Source organism: Microbacterium sp. cx-59 (genome assembly GCF_020805625.1).
Lineage (GTDB): Bacteria > Actinomycetota > Actinomycetes > Actinomycetales > Microbacteriaceae > Microbacterium.
Genome location: NZ_JAJHGO010000009.1, coordinates 311,585 through 326,211, shown reverse-complemented (window position 1 = coordinate 326,211; position 14,627 = coordinate 311,585). Strand labels below are relative to the sequence as shown.

General features: G+C 71.1%; 16 protein-coding genes. 12 read left to right on the top strand and 4 right to left on the bottom strand.

Features of this window, described 5'->3' with window-relative positions; genetic code table 11:
• The first annotated feature begins 89 nt into the window (after positions 1 to 89).
• From LMI96_RS13700 to LMI96_RS13645, 12 genes are all read left to right on the top strand, one after another.
• Positions 90 to 521, top strand: a complete 432-nt coding sequence (locus LMI96_RS13700) for a hypothetical protein (protein WP_228361887.1) — start codon at positions 90 to 92, stop codon at positions 519 to 521.
• A 1-nt stretch (position 522) separates the two neighbouring features.
• Complete coding sequence (locus LMI96_RS13695) at positions 523 to 924, top strand: phage holin family protein (RefSeq protein WP_223723127.1); 402 nt, start codon at positions 523 to 525, stop codon at positions 922 to 924.
• Positions 921 to 1,193 (top strand): hypothetical protein, encoded by a 273-nt coding sequence (locus LMI96_RS13690; protein WP_223723126.1) that lies wholly within the window; start codon positions 921 to 923, stop codon positions 1,191 to 1,193. Before LMI96_RS13695 ends, LMI96_RS13690 begins: the two co-directional genes overlap by 4 nt.
• Positions 1,194 to 1,265: 72 nt before the next feature.
• Entirely contained in the window at positions 1,266 to 1,943 is a 678-nt protein-coding gene (hemQ, locus tag LMI96_RS13685) for a hydrogen peroxide-dependent heme synthase (RefSeq protein WP_223723125.1), read from the top strand.
• Positions 1,940 to 2,923 carry a hydroxymethylbilane synthase gene (gene hemC, locus LMI96_RS13680; protein WP_228361886.1) on the top strand — a complete coding sequence of 328 codons (984 nt, stop codon included), beginning with the start codon at positions 1,940 to 1,942 and terminating at the stop codon, positions 2,921 to 2,923. The genes hemQ and hemC overlap by 4 nt, the downstream gene beginning before the upstream one ends.
• Positions 2,920 to 3,738, top strand: a complete 819-nt coding sequence (locus tag LMI96_RS13675) for a uroporphyrinogen-III synthase (protein ID WP_223723123.1) — start codon at positions 2,920 to 2,922, stop codon at positions 3,736 to 3,738. The genes hemC and LMI96_RS13675 overlap by 4 nt, the downstream gene beginning before the upstream one ends.
• Positions 3,735 to 4,718: a porphobilinogen synthase gene (gene hemB / locus LMI96_RS13670; RefSeq protein ID WP_228361885.1), complete on the top strand. Its 984-nt coding sequence runs from the start codon at positions 3,735 to 3,737 to the stop codon at positions 4,716 to 4,718. Before LMI96_RS13675 ends, hemB begins: the two co-directional genes overlap by 4 nt.
• Positions 4,719 to 4,955: 237 nt before the next feature.
• Positions 4,956 to 6,278 carry a glutamate-1-semialdehyde 2,1-aminomutase gene (gene hemL, locus LMI96_RS13665; RefSeq protein ID WP_228361884.1) on the top strand — a complete coding sequence of 441 codons (1,323 nt, stop codon included), beginning with the start codon at positions 4,956 to 4,958 and terminating at the stop codon, positions 6,276 to 6,278.
• Between the two features lie 174 nt (positions 6,279 to 6,452).
• On the top strand, positions 6,453 to 7,421 hold the full coding sequence (gene cofD, locus LMI96_RS13660; RefSeq protein ID WP_228361883.1) for a 2-phospho-L-lactate transferase: 969 nt from the start codon (positions 6,453 to 6,455) through the stop codon (positions 7,419 to 7,421).
• A 151-nt stretch (positions 7,422 to 7,572) separates the two neighbouring features.
• Entirely contained in the window at positions 7,573 to 8,595 is a 1,023-nt protein-coding gene (locus LMI96_RS13655; RefSeq protein ID WP_228361882.1) for a 3-oxoacyl-ACP synthase III, read from the top strand.
• Positions 8,589 to 11,255, top strand: a complete 2,667-nt coding sequence (locus tag LMI96_RS13650; protein ID WP_228362025.1) for an alpha/beta fold hydrolase — start codon at positions 8,589 to 8,591, stop codon at positions 11,253 to 11,255. The genes LMI96_RS13655 and LMI96_RS13650 overlap by 7 nt, the downstream gene beginning before the upstream one ends.
• Complete coding sequence (locus tag LMI96_RS13645; protein ID WP_228362024.1) at positions 11,252 to 12,220, top strand: NAD-dependent epimerase/dehydratase family protein; 969 nt, start codon at positions 11,252 to 11,254, stop codon at positions 12,218 to 12,220. Before LMI96_RS13650 ends, LMI96_RS13645 begins: the two co-directional genes overlap by 4 nt.
• Before the next feature lie 30 nt (positions 12,221 to 12,250).
• Here the strand turns inward: LMI96_RS13645 and LMI96_RS13640 are convergent, their stop codons facing one another.
• The 4 genes from LMI96_RS13640 to LMI96_RS13625 all read right to left on the bottom strand — a co-directional run bounded on the left by LMI96_RS13640 (position 12,251) and on the right by LMI96_RS13625 (position 14,537).
• Positions 12,251 to 12,757: a hypothetical protein gene (locus LMI96_RS13640; protein ID WP_228361881.1), complete on the bottom strand. Its 507-nt coding sequence runs from the start codon at positions 12,755 to 12,757 to the stop codon at positions 12,251 to 12,253.
• A gap of 21 nt (positions 12,758 to 12,778) precedes the next feature.
• A complete protein-coding gene (locus LMI96_RS13635) occupies positions 12,779 to 13,093 on the bottom strand; it encodes a hypothetical protein (RefSeq protein ID WP_228361880.1) in 315 nt (104 codons plus the stop codon).
• Between the two features lie 168 nt (positions 13,094 to 13,261).
• Entirely contained in the window at positions 13,262 to 13,435 is a 174-nt protein-coding gene (locus tag LMI96_RS13630) for a hypothetical protein (protein ID WP_228361879.1), read from the bottom strand.
• Between the two features lie 376 nt (positions 13,436 to 13,811).
• Complete coding sequence (locus LMI96_RS13625) at positions 13,812 to 14,537, bottom strand: hypothetical protein (protein ID WP_228361878.1); 726 nt, start codon at positions 14,535 to 14,537, stop codon at positions 13,812 to 13,814.
• Positions 14,538 to 14,627: the final 90 nt, after the last annotated feature.

Genomic DNA, 14,627 nt, shown 5'->3' with positions numbered 1-14,627 from the left:
ACGTTGTCAAGTGGATGCCGTTCGAGGAATACGGCGGCTACTGTGTGAGGCAGATTCAGCTCCATCCACCCCGACTGTGAGGAGACCCCATGAGGGGCAAGGCAGGACTCGTCCTCGGACTGGCCGCGGGCTACGTGCTCGGAACCCGTGCCGGGCGTCAGCGCTACGAACAGATCAAGGAGCAGGCCGAGAAGGTCTGGAACCTCGATCCGGTGCAGAAGCAGGTCGCGAAGGTGCAGGACCTCGGAAAGTCCGCGCTGCTCGCCGTGCCGAGCGCACTCTGGTCGGGCGCCGTCAAGGTGTCGAAGGCCGCGACGACCAAGGGCACACCGGGTCAGCGTCTGGACGCCGCCATCCACGCGGGCGATCAGGCGAAGGACGACATCGAAGACGCCGCCGACGCGTCCGCGGAAGCGGCGGAGAAGGCGGTCAAAGACCTGACGGCCGGCGCACGCAGCGCGGCGTCGCGGAGCGCGAGTTCTGCGTCGAAGCCCGCCACCGGCTCCGCCAGCGGGAAGTGACATGACGACGCCCCGAGGCTTCCGCGACAAGTCCGACGAGAGCCTGCTGACTCTCGTCGGCGAGATCCCTGAGCTCGTCCGCAACCTCGTCGTCGCCGAGATCACCTCCGCGAAGACCTGGCTGTCGAAGGCGGCCAAGAACGCCGGCATCGGCGCCGGCTGGGTCGTCGGTGCGCTGTTCGTGCTGTTCTGGTCGATCCCGGCGCTCGGCGCCTTCGTGATCGCCGGGCTGTCGTCGTGGTGGCCGGTCTGGCTGTCGGCTCTGGTCGTGTTCGGCGCCATGCTGCTCATCGCCATCGTGCTGGCACTGCTCGGGTTCTTCCGGTTCAAGCGCATCGGCAAGGGCAACCCCGCAGAATCGATCGCCCAAGACGTGCGCGCCGTGAAGGAGGCAGGCCAGTGAGTTCCCCCATCCCCGTTCCCCGCACCGCCGTTCCCCTCGGGATCACCGATCCCGTCGAGAAGGCCCGCGCCGAATTGAAGGCCGCGCTCGCCGCCATCGAGGAGAAGGGCAACCTGCCGCGTCGCGCCACCCGGCAGGCCGAGAAGCGCATCTCCGAGTTCCGCGCGTTCGCTCGCCGTGACCCCGCGATCGCCACGACCGCCGTCGTCGGCACCGCCGTCGCCCTCGGGGTTGCGGTCTGGGGCGCGATCCGCCTGTACATCCGCTGACCCACCCCGCGGCACGCCTTCGCACGGACGGGTGCGTTTGCCGTGCGCCGACGCCGGGGAGAGACTGGAGCCATGAGTTCGCCCGCTGAGACCGCATCCGCGCAGTACACCCTGTGGGCGGTGCTGCGCCGTGACCCCTCGAGCCCCGTGGTGGAGGCGGATGACGCCGAACTCGCGGCGATCGTCGACCACATCGAAGCCGGCGGTGTGACGGTGCGCGGCTTCTACGACGTGAGCGGTCTGCGCGCCGACGCCGACCTGATGATCTGGTTGCACGGCCCCGAGGCCGAGGCATTGCAGCGCGACCTGCGGCGCCTGCGCCGCACCGAGCTGCTGCGGCCGCTGCTGCCCGTGTGGAACGCGATGGGCGTGCACCGCGATGCGGAGTTCAACCGCTCGCACGTGCCCGGCTTCCTCCGCGGCGTCGACGCGAAGGAATGGCTCTGCGTCTACCCGTTCGTGCGCAGCTACGAGTGGTACCTGCTTCCCGAAGAGGAACGCCGCCGGATGCTGGCCGACCACGGTCGCAAGGGCGCCGCGTTCACGGGCGTGGTCGCCAACACGGTCGCGTCCTTCGCGCTCGGAGACTACGAGTGGATGCTGCCGATGGAGGCAGACGAACTCACCGACCTCGTCGACATGATGCGGGAGCTCCGGTACACCGAAGCCCGCCGTCACGTCCGCGAGGAGGTGCCCTTCTTCACCGGACGACGGATCCCGACGTCCGCCATCCCCGAGGTGCTCGCGTGAGCGGAGCCATCCGGCTCGGCACGAGACGCAGCGCCCTCGCGACCGCGCAGTCGCAGCAGATCGCGGATGCGCTCGCCGCATCCGCCGGCCGGCCGGTCGAGCTCGTGCCGATCACGTCCGAAGGGGATGTCTCCCGCGCCTCACTGTCGGTGCTCGGTGGCCGCGGCGTGTTCGCGACCCGTCTGCGCGAGGCTCTGCTCGCGGGCGAGTGCGATCTGCTCGTGCACTCGCTGAAGGACCTGCCCACCGCCGCGGCGCCCGGCCTGGTGATCGCGGCGACGCCCGCGCGCGAAGATGCGCGCGATGTCGTTCTCACCCGGGATGGCACAGCGCTCGACGCGCTCGCTACCGGCGCCGTCGTCGGCACCGGATCCCCCCGGCGCATGGCGCAGATCGCAATGCGCAACCCGCGGATCAGGACGCAGGACATCCGCGGCAACATCGATTCCCGGATGGCGCGGGTGCGCACCGGTGAACTGGATGCGGTCATCCTCGCGGCCGCGGGCCTCGCCCGTCTCGGTCATGTCGCGGAGGGACTGGTCGGCGAACCGCTCGGGCTGGCCGAGTGGCCGACCGCTCCCGGTCAGGGCGCACTCGCCGTCGAAACGCGCGACGACGCCCCGGACGAACTCCGGGAGGCGATCGCCCGACTCGATGATCTGCGGACCCGTGTCGCCATCACGACGGAGCGCGCGGTGCTCGCCGGACTCGACGCGGGATGCTCCGCCCCGGTCGGCGTGCACGCGCAGTGGCACGGCGACGGATTGCGGGTGCGCGCCCTCGTCTACGCCCCCGACGGAAGCGCCCGGGTGGGCCTGGACCGAACCGTGATCATGGCGGACCGGTATGCTGGGGAATCGGGCAGTGGCAATGGGGCACACACTGCCGACGACGCGGATCCCGTCACGCGTGCCAGGCGCACCGGAGACGACATCGCTCGTGAGCTGCTCGCCCGGGGGGCAGCCGAGGTTGCACCATGAAAGCCACAGCCATGCACGACACAGTGAAACGGCACGACGCCGACAAGCCCCTCGCGGGCTGGCGCGTCCTCGTGCCCCGCGGCGGACCCTGGGGGGACGGTGTTGCGGCCGCCCTTCGCGCCAAAGGTGCGGTTCCGGTCGTCGCGCCCCTGATCAATTTCGCGCCGACGAACGATGAGGCATCCCTCGAGGCGGCACTCGCCGACCTCGCAGCGGGCAAGTTCGACTGGGTGACGATGACCAGCGCGACCACCGTCGACGTGCTGTTCGCGTACCGCGCGGTGATTCCGGCCACCACGAAGGTCGCAGCGGTCGGTGAAACCACCGCCGCCGCTCTCCAGGCAGCCGGCTATCGGGTCGACCTCGTGCCCGACCGCGACAACTCCGCCGCGGGCATGGCCGAGCAGATGATCGCCCTCGAACCCGAGGCCCGCGACATCCTCACGCTTCGCAGCGAGATCGCGAAGCCCGTGCTGACCCGCAGCCTCATCGACGCCGGACACCGGGTGCGGAGCGTCGTCGCGTACCGCACCGTCGGTGTTCCGGTCACCGACCGCATCGCCGAAGACGTCGCCTCCGGTCGCATCAACGTCATCCTCGTCACGAGTGGTTCGGTCGCCGAGCAGGTCTACCTGCAGTTCCCGCAGATTCCGTCCGAAACGGTCATCGCCGCGATCGGTCCGCGCACCGCGAAGGACGCGCGCCAGACCGGACTCGGCGTCGACGTCATCGCCGATCGTCAGACCGTCGAGGCCCTGATCGAAGCCGTGTCGCAGTTCGCCCTGCCGCACGCCGCCGACGAATTTCCGCCGTGACCTTTCCGACCCACCGCCCCCGGCGTCTCCGGCAGTCGCCGGCGGTCCGCCGACTCGTGCGCGAGACGCACCTCGTGCCCTCCCAGCTCGTGCTCCCGGCCTTCGTGCGCGAGGGGCTGACCGAGCCCGTGCCGATCGGCTCGATGCCGGGCATCGTGCAGCACTCCCTCGACTCGCTGCGCCGGGCGGCGGCGGATGCGGCCGCATCCGGAATCGGCGGCATCATGCTGTTCGGCGTTCCAGAGGTGCGCGATGCGATCGGGTCGCAGGCCGATGACCCCGACGGCATCCTGAACGTGGCCACCCGCGCGGTCGTCGAGGAGGTCGGCGATGCGCTCGTCGTACAGACCGACCTGTGCCTCGACGAATACACCGACCACGGTCACTGCGGCGTGCTGCGCGCAGACGGCGCGGTAGACAACGACGAAACCCTACTGCGCTACGCGGCGATGGCGATCGCCCAGGCCGACGCCGGCTCGCCGCTGCTGGGGCTGTCGGGCATGATGGACGGCCAAGTCGCCCACGTGCGCGCGGCGCTCGACGACGCCGGCCACGCTGACACGATCCTGCTCGCGTACGCCGCCAAGTACGCCGGTGCCTTCTACGGTCCGTTCCGCGAGGCGGTTGATTCGCAGCTGAAGGGCGATCGCCGGGCGTACCAGCTCGACCCCGCGAATGCCCGCGAGGGCGTGCGAGAGGCCGTGACGGATGTCGAGGAGGGTGCCGACATCGTCATGGTGAAGCCCGCCATGCCCTACCTCGACGTTCTCGCCGACGTGCGCGCCGCCGTCGATGTGCCGGTCTGGGCGTACCAGGTGTCGGGCGAGTACGCGATGATCGAGGCCGCCGCGGCCCACGGGTGGATCGATCGCCGCGGAGCGATCAGCGAATCGCTGCTCGGCATCCGTCGTGCCGGCGCCGACGCGATCTTGACCTACTGGGCCGTCGAGGCCGCCGGTTGGCTGCGCGAGACGCGGTGACGTGCTCTCGGCCGGCGCGTCCCGCGCGCCGGGTGCGGTCCGACCGAGATCAGCGGAGGATTCGGTTTCGTGCACCGCACGCTGCGCGCGACGTTCTCTGCGCGAGCCATGCCCCCGCCGCCCTTCGGGCGGCTCCCGCCAGACCCGATGCCAGCCTCGCGCAGAGAACATCGCGCTCCGCTGGGGCCGTGAACCGCGTCGGGCGAACAATGATCGACACGTGTGATGAGGAGAACCATGAGCGACCGTAACGACGAGCTGTTCGACCGGGCCCAGCGGGTCATCCCCGGCGGCGTGAACTCGCCCGTCCGCGCCTACGGGTCGGTCGGCGGGGCACCGCGCTTCCTCGCGTCCGCGCAGGGACCCTACGTGACGGATGCGGCCGGCACCCGCTACGTCGACCTGGTCGCGTCGTGGGGTCCTGCGTTGCTCGGGCACGCGCATCCGGAGGTCGTCGCCGCCGTGCAGGAGGCCGCATCCCGCGGACTCTCGTTCGGCGCGCCGACCGAGGGGGAGGTCGAGCTCGCGGCCCTGATCGCGGAGCGCGTGCGCGTCGGCGACGCCGCCCCGATCGATCGCGTGCGCCTCGTCTCCACCGGCACCGAGGCGACCATGACGGCGATCCGACTCGCCCGCGGCTACACCGGTCGTGACCTGCTGGTGAAGTTCGCGGGGCACTACCACGGACACTCGGACGGGCTGCTCGCCGCCGCCGGCTCGGGCGTCGCGACGCTCGCGCTGCCCGGTTCCGCTGGTGTGCCCGCCGCGATCGCCGCGCAGACGCTCGTCATCGACTACAACGACCTCGACCAGGTGCGCGAGGTGTTCGCGGCGCACGGCGATCGGATCGCCGCGGTCATCGTCGAGGCGGCCGCCGCGAACATGGGCGTCGTTCCGCCCGAGCCCGGCTTCAACGCGGCGCTCGCCGACATCGCGCATCAGCACGGCGCGCTGCTGATCTTCGACGAGGTGCTGACCGGTTTCCGCGTGCACCCGGCCGGGTTCTGGGGTCTCCAGCAGGAGGCTGGGGAGCACTATGCGCCCGACATCTTCACGTTCGGCAAGGTCGTGGGTGGCGGCATGCCGCTCGCTGCCCTCGGCGGTCGCGCCGATGTGATGGACGCCCTCGCGCCGGTCGGCCCGGTCTACCAGGCGGGCACCCTGTCGGGGAACCCGCTCTCGGTCGCCGCGGGGCTCGCGACGCTCCGACTCGCGACACCGGAGGTGTACGCGAAGGTCGATGCCGCCGCATCCGCCATCGCGACGGCACTGTCGGGGTCGCTCGAGATCGCCGGGGTCACGCACGCCGTCCCGCGCGCGGGCTCGCTGTTCGGTGTGGCCTTCCTGCCCGAGGCTCCGCATTCGTACGCGGCCGCGCAGACGCAGGAGGCCTGGCGGTATCCGGCGTTCTTCCACGCAATGCTGGATGCGGGTGTCTCGCTGCCGCCGAGCGTCTATGAGGCCTGGTTCCTCACTGCCGCACACGACGACGATGCCCTCGCGGCAGTGCTGGCCGCGCTGCCCGCGGCCGCGCGCGCCGCTGCATCCGCTGGCCGCTGACCTCTCTCCCCCTTGGGGGTTTGGGGCACATTCGTGCGGTCGGGGCGCCATTTTCGTGCCCCAACCGCAGGATCGTGCCCCGAACCGGGGGCGGCGGTGCGCCCGGACGGGATACACCCGAAGATGGTGCCACGCGGGGCGAGGTGGCGTGCGGGGGCTGACAGACTGGGACGCGTGACTGCGTCCTCTGCCCCCCGCGTCGTCGTGCTCGCCGGCGGGGTCGGCGGGTCGAAGTTCACGTTGGGGGTGCGCGAAGCGCTCCGGCGCACGGGCGCACCCGACGCGACCGTGATCGTGAACACCGGCGACGATCTCTGGTTGAGCGGTGTGCGGCTGCAGCCCGACATCGACTCGGTGCTCTACGCCCTCGGCGGGCAGAACGACACCGTGCGAGGGTGGGGACGCGCCGGCGACACCGAACGCGTCAACGAGGAGCTGCAGGCGTGGGGTGCGGGGTGGCCGTGGTTCACGCTGGGTGACCTGGATCTCGGCACGCACCTCGCCCGCACGGGCTGGCTGCGAAACGGCGCGACCGTGACCGAGGTCGTCGAACGCCTCGCGCGACGGTGGCCGCTCGGGGTCCGGATGCTGCCGATGACCGACACCGAGGTCGACACGCACGTCCTGCTCGAAGACGGCGGCCGCTTGCACTTCCAGGAGTGGTGGACGCGCCATCGTGCCACCCTGGCCCCCGCGGCATTTGAGAACCCGGGCATCGAGAACGCCGTGCCCGCCCCCGGCGTCGTCGAGGCGATCGCCGGGGCCGACATCGTGCTGGTCGCCCCCTCGAATCCCGTCGTGTCGATCGGTCCGATCCTCGCGGTCCCCGGCATCCGCGACGCACTCCGGGCGACGCGCGCACGCGTGGTGGGTGTCTCCCCGATCATCGGCGGCCGAGTCGTGCGGGGCATGGCCGACGTCTGCCTCACCGCGATCGGCGTAGAGACGAGCGCCGCCGCCGTCGCGGCGCACTACGGAGCGCGCGCGGAGGACGGGATCCTCGACGCGTGGCTGCTCGCGGAAGAGGACGCGGAGGCGGCCGCATCCGTCGACGCCGTCGGAATCCGCCCGCTCGTCGCTCCGCTGTGGATGACCGACGTCGACGCTTCTGCCGCGATCGCGGACGCCGCGCTCCGGGCCTGACGCACCGCCGTCGCCGCGGCGCGGGCGGACGCCGCGCAGTCACAGCTACCTCATATCGCTGCCGGGCGCATCATGCACTCCGGCGTATGTGCGCCGCGTAAACTTGATGCTTTGAACGATCGCGCCAACGCCTCGTTCCGACGGAGGTTCCGTGGCTGGAAATTCGACTGCCCGCTTCGCAAACGTTTCGCTGCTTTCCGTGGCGAGCGCTCTTCCCGGGCGGGTGACGACCTCGGACGATATCGAGGACCGCCTCTCGTCCGCGCTCTCGCGGCTGCGGCTGCGCAGCGGACTGCTGCGACGCGTCGCGGGTGTCGTGGAACGGCGCAACTGGGCCGCGGGAGAGTCGTCCGACGACGCTGCCGTCGCGGCCGGGCGCCAGGCGCTCGCCGAGAGCGGGGTGGATGCGTCCGAGATCGGTCTCGTCATCAACACCTCCGTGAGCCGCAAGCACCTCGAGCCGTCGGTCGCCGTGCGACTGCACCACGGCCTCGGGATGCCGAGTTCGGCGATCAACTTCGACATCGCCAACGCCTGCCTCGGCTTCGTCAACGGCATGAGCGTGGCGGCGAGCATGATCGAGTCGGGGCAGATCCGCTACGCGTTGATCGTCAACGGCGAGGATGCCGACGAGATCCAGGTCAACACGATCGAGCGCCTGCAGCGCGAAGACGTCGACCGCGACCAGTTCATGAGCGAGTTCGCGTCGCTCACTCTGGGGTCCGGCGCCGCCGCGGCCGTGCTCGGCCGTGCCGATGAGCACCCGGAGGGCCACCGCATCCTCGGCGGTGTGACGCGCGCGGCGACGCAGTTCCACGAGCTCTGCGTCGGCAGTGTCGACGGCATGTTCACGGATGCGAAGGCTCTGCTGAAGGGCGGGCTCGACCTGGTCGTCTCGGCCTGGAAAGAGGCCTCCACCGAGTGGAACTGGTCGACGGTCGACCGGTACATCACCCACCAGGTCTCGTCGGTGCACACCAATGCGATCGTGAAGGCCGTCAAACTCTCGAAAGACAAGGTGCCGACGACCTTCCCGCGGCTCGGGAACGTCGGTCCCGCCTCGATCCCGATCACTCTGGCCGAGGAGCAGTCGACGCTGAACAAGGGCGATCGGGTGCTGCTCATGGGCGTCGGATCGGGCCTCAACACCGCCATGATGGAGATCGCCTGGTGACCTCCCCGGTGCTGCCGTCCGACCTCCCGGGTGTCGATCCGCGTTTCTCGCGGACCGTCGAGGTGGCGGAGCACGCGGCGGATGGCGGCCGCATCCGGCGCTGGCATCTGCTCGACACGGGTGACGAGCTCGCGCGCCTCGGTGCGCCCGTCGCCGGCACGGTCCTCGCCGTGCACGGCAATCCGACGTGGTCGTACCTGTGGCGGGCGCTCGTGTCGGCGTCGGTGGCCGCGGCGGAGGCGGGCCGGACCGCGTGGCGCGTGATCGCGGTCGACCAGCTCGACATGGGGTTCTCCGAGCGCACGGGAACGACCCGGCGTCTCGCGACGCGCGTGCGCGACCTCGGGGCTCTCACCGATGCCCTCGGGATCGAGGGTCCGGTCGTGACGCTCGGGCACGACTGGGGCGGTGTCGTCTCGCTCGGCTGGGCGGTCGATCACCCCGGCCAGCTCTCGGGCGTGATGCTGCTCAACACCGCCGTGCACCATCCGGAGGGCGTGCCGATTCCGGCGCCGCTGCGGCTCGCGCGGGCGCGCGGGATGCTCGCCGCCTCCACGGTGCGAACCTCTGCGTTCCTCGACACGACCCTCGCGCTCGCCTCGCCCGCGCTCGCTGCCGACGTGAAGGCGGCGTTCCGCTCGCCGTATCGCGGGGCATCCCGCCGCGGCGGTGTCGGCGGATTCGTCGACGACATCCCGGTCGATCGCCGGCACGCGAGTCACGCCGAACTCGAGCGGATCGCCGCGGGCGTCGCGGGGCTCGAGGTTCCCGCGCTGCTGCTCTGGGGGCCGCGCGACCCCGTCTTCGTCGAGCGGTATCTCGACGACCTGATCACCCGCCTGCCGCACGCCGATGTGCACCGATTCGAGGGTGCGGGACACCTGCTCGCGGAGGACCGCGCGTACGACGACGCCGTGCTCGGCTGGCTCGACGACAACCGTGCGCGCATCGTGGGGGAGTCGGATGCGCCGGCTACTCGCCGCGAGGCGCGCGAGCGCGGTGCCGTCCGTACCGCTGCCGAGACCGAGTTCACGCCGCTCTGGGCAGCGCTCGACGCGCGCCGCGACGACGACGGTCCGGCCGTGATCGACATGAGCCCCGCTGTGCCGATGCGGGTCAGCTGGCGCGTGCTCGACGATCGGGTTCGCCGCATCGCGGCGGGGCTCCATGACCTCGGCGTGCGCCGCGGTGACCGGGTGTCGCTGCTCGTGCCGCCCGGGGCGACGCTGACCGCCGTCATCTACGCGTGCCTGCGCATCGGGGCCGTGGTCGTGGTGGCGGATGCGGGACTCGGCGTGAAGGGCCTCTCCCGCGCGGTGCGCGGCGCGCGGCCGTCGTACGTCATCGGCGAGCGCACCGGGCTCGCCGCCGCACGCGCGCTGGGCTGGCCCGGTATCCGCATCTCGGCGACCCGCCTCCCCTCGCCCGTTCGACGCGCGCTCGGGGTGACCGCCTCGCTGTCCGACCTCGTCGTCCGCGGCGGCGACCTGCCCGAGGCGCCCGGCCCCGAGGACCTCGCGGCGATCCTGTTCACCTCCGGATCGACCGGTCCGGCGAAGGGCGTCGTCTACACGCACCGGCAGCTCTCCGCGCTGCGAGACACGCTCGGCCGGCACTTCGAGGTCACGCCCGACACCGGGCTCGTCACGGGCTTCGCGCCGTTCGCGTTGCTCGGCCCGGCGCTCGGAACGCGCTCGGTGACGCCCGACATGGACGTGTCCGCGCCGCGTACGCTGACCGCATCCGCCGTCGCCGCCGCGGTCCGGGAATCGCGCGGCAAGATCGTCTTCCTCTCGCCGGCCGCCATCCTCAACGTCGTCGCGACCGCCGATGCGCTGACCGCGGACGACCGCGCGGCGCTCGTGGAGGTGCAGACGTTCCTTTCGACCGGCGCTCCGATCGGGGCGGGCCTGCTCGCGTCGACCCGCGAACTGATGCCGAACGCCGTGCCGCACACGCCGTACGGCATGACCGAGTGCCTGCTCGTCACCGACATCACGCTCGACGGGATCCGTGCGGCCGAGGCCGCGCCCGATCGCGGTGTGTGCGTCGGCTCGGCGATCGGTGAGAACCGGGTGCTGATCAGCGCGTTGGACGCCGACGGCAACGCATCCGGGGCCCCGTCCGAGTCGCGGGGCGTGCTGGGCGAGATCGTGATCTCGGCCCCGCACCTGAAGACCGGTTACGACCGGCTCTGGCTGACCGATCGCGCGGCGATCCGCGATGTTCCGGATGCGGACGGCCGCCGCTGGCACCGCACCGGCGACGTCGGGCACCTCGACGCGGACGGGCGACTCTGGGTCGAGGGGCGCCTGCCGCACGTCATCGTCACCGCGGAGGGGCCCGTCGCCCCGGTGGGCCCCGAGCAGGACGTGGAGCGCCTGCCGGGTGTGCGTCGCGCCGCGGTCGTCGGCGTCGGGCCGCAGGGGCTTCGGAATGCGGTGGCGGTCGTCGAGACGCTGCCCGCCGCTCGTCGCCCGGCCATCGCCGATGACCGCCTCGCGGCCGCGGTGCGCGCGAGTTCCGAGCTGCCGATCGTGGCGGTGCTGGTCGTTCCGAGCCTGCCCACCGACATCCGGCACAACTCGAAGATCGATCGCGCGCGCCTATCGGCGTGGGCCGATCGCATCCTCGCCGGCGAACGGCCCACGGCGCCGTGATCGTGCTCGTCACCGGGGCATCCGGATTCCTCGGCCAGGCCGTCGCGTCGGCGCTCGTCGACGCGGGCCACGAGGTGCGGACGCTGCAGCGCCGCCCCTCCGGCGTACCCGGCGTGACCGACCTGCTCGGTTCGGTGACGGATGCGGCGCTCGTCGCGCGCGGGATGGCGGGCGCCGACGGCGTCGTGCACCTCGCGGCGAAGGTCTCGCTCGCGGGCGACCCTGCGGACTTCCGGCGGATCAACGTCGACGGCACGCGCATCGTGCTCGACGCGGCCGCGCGCGCCGGGGTGTCGAGGTTCGTGCAGGTGTCGTCGCCCTCGGTGGCGCACGCGGGCGCTGCCCTCGCGGGCGTCGGCGCCGAGCCCGCCGACCCGGCGCACGCGCGTGGCGAGTACGCCCGCACGAAGGCGGAGGCCGAGCTGCTCGCGCTCGGACGCGATGGCGACGACCTGCATGTCGTCGCCATCCGCCCGCATCTCGTGTGGGGGCCGGGGGACCCGCAGCTCGTGGCACGCATCGTCGATCGCGCACGGCGCGGACGCCTCCCGCTCCTGAACGGCGGCACCGCCCTCATCGATTCGACCTACATCGACAACGCCGCATCCGGAATCGTCGCCGCCCTCGCGCACGTCGATCGCGTGCATGGGCGTGCGTTCGTGCTGACGAACGGCGAGCCGCGCCCGGTCGGTGAGCTGATGGCCGGGATCTGCCGCGCCGCGGGCGTGCGTCCGCCCCGGTGGAGCGTGTCGGCCGGGGTGGCCCGTGCGGCCGGCTCGGTCGTGGAGCGTGTCTGGGCCGTGCGCCCCGGTGCCGATGAGCCGCCGATGACGCGGTTCCTCGCGGAGCAGCTGTCGACCGCGCACTGGTTCGACCAGCGCGGGATCCGTTCCGCGTTGGAATGGGAGCCTGCGGTGTCGATCGACGAGGGGCTCAGGCGCCTCGCCGCGTCCTACGCGCTCTGAGTCGCGCGGTTTCCGTTCGCCGGCGGGCGCTCAGCGCCACGTCCACGTGAGGAGGTCCCGGAGTACGCGGAGGGCGGCTTCGTCGAGTTCGGGATGGCGCGTGGAGATCGCCGCGACTTCGCGCGCGGCCCAGGAATTCAGGTCGGTGGCACCGGCATCCGGTCGGATGTTGTCGGCCTCGGCGATGACGTCCTCGACCCTCTCCCGCACGGCCGCATCGTCGACGAGTTCTGGATGCCGCCCGGGGATGGACCCGCCGGCACCCCACACATAAGCGCGGACCCCGTGGCTCAGCGCCGACGTTGCTGCTGCCACGTGGTCGGGGGAGAGGGTGCGGGCTTCGGCCCACGTGGCCGGCCACGTTGCCCGTTCGTTGCCGATCCACCACGTGCCGCACGCGTCGCAGCGATAGAGCAGATCGACGCCGGAGGTTGCGACGACGAATCGCGGCTGACCGCCGGAGTAGACACCGGTTCGGCAGACGTCGCAGCTCAGCTCCGAAGGGGTACTCCCGTCGCCCGTCGTTCGCTCGTCCACGGGGAGATCCTACGTCGGGCGTCATCTCAGGGTGAAGTAGGCCCACCGCCCTCCGAGGGCCTCGATCGCGTCGTCTCCACGCTCGGGGAAGAGGTCGCGGAGCCTCTGGTACAGGCGTCCGCGGAGTCCGTCGTCGAACGGGGCGACATCATCGAAGGGGATGCTGTCGGCGACGTGCAGCGTCGCCTCGACCTCGGCGAGGAGGGCGTCCGGGTTCCGGGCGCCGAGTGTGCGCACGGCATCGGGCGCCGCCGTGGGCACCCCGGTGCGGCCCCGGCCCACATAGGCGATGAGCGCCGCATCCACATCCGCGGGACTCGGCTCGCTTCTGCTCACGGATTCCTCCTCTCGGGCGCGCGGCGGTCCGTCATCCGCGTCGCGCTCTCCGCGCGTGCGCCGGCTGACGCGTGCACAACGCAGGAAGACCGGCCGCCTGCTCGTGGTCGCCGCGCCTGCGGCCCCTGTTTCTCCTGATTTGTGCACACGGTCGGGCCGGCTCCGTCGTCACACGGGGGTGCCGCGGTTGGATCCGGGCTTGCGCAGCAGGAGCGCGTCGTGCTCGTGCTTCCGGCACTCTTCGGCGAAGGTCGCGGCGGAGGCGCGGTCCGCGACGAACACGTCGTACTGCGCCTCGGTGAGCTCGTAGTATTCCTCGTAGTCGACGACTCCGTTGCTCACCGGGATCGAGAGGGAGAACCGTCCAGAGGGCCGCTCGGTCCCCACGGAGAACCGATCCTGGCGGGAGAAGTACGTGTCGTCGAACGTTCCGTCATCAGATGGTATCGAGGCTCCCCTCTCCGAAGTCCCGTCGGGCGGTCGCGCTGTCGATCGCCGCAGCGAATCGCTCGGTCTCGACCCAGAGTGTCCCGCACACCCGGCACCAGTAAAGCGTCTCGTGCAGGGTTGCGTTGACAGCTATTCGCTGCGGTTGCTGTCCGGTCATCCATTGGGCTTTGCACACCTCGCAGCCCTGGCTGTTCCAGTCAGGCGGTATCGACGTCACGAGAGGCCAATATCAGGATTACTGCCCAGGTCAGCGGGTTTCTCTACCCGTTCATCGCGGTGCCAGGGTCGACGCCGGTCGCCCCAGTCTCAGCCGGACCCAGCCATCGAGCCTCTGCATGAGCTCTCGCAGTCCTTCCGCGTCCGGGTGGTCGGCCGTGAACCACGTCCCAAAATCGGAACTCTCGACGCCGTCGCCGACGACGATGCCTCCCGTCAGCTGCTTGTGCGGCTCGTTTCGGACGACGACGACGCTAATCATGTCGTACAGGCGGATGGTGCGTCGGAGGTCGCCGGACAGTGAATCGTCGCCCGGCACGACGACCGCAGAATCCCTCCAGAAGTTATGAATCTCCGCGTCCAGATCGGCGTCGGTCAGAGTGGGTCCGGGCACGCGTGGCGAAGCGTCGGAACCCCCTGACCTGAGTTCTCCGCCCGAGTTCGCCCACTCGTCGAAGCGGTGGATGAACGCCGGCGGGAAGGCCAGACGGCATGCGGCGTCGATGTCCTTGAGTACACCGTCGACGTCCTCACGCGGCACGATCACATCCACGCGGGGCGTGGTGGCAGGCGGAGCCGGCTGCGTCCAGACGCGTACTCCGTCCGGGTCGCCCGCGAGAGTGACCTTGCACGCGTCGTAGATAACGACCGAGGCGATTCCCTTGCTCCGGATGAACTCGTTGGAGTTGGCTCGCGCACCCCAGTGCCGGCGCAGGAGCCGCGCGAGGTCCGTGCCGACAGTCGTGCTGTCCGTGTCGCTCTCCTCCGCTTCAGGCAAGGTCGAGGCTCTCCTCGCCGAATTCTCGTCGGGCTGTGTCTCTATCGATCGCTGTCGCGAACCGTTCTCTCTCGCTAAGTCGGGCGGTTC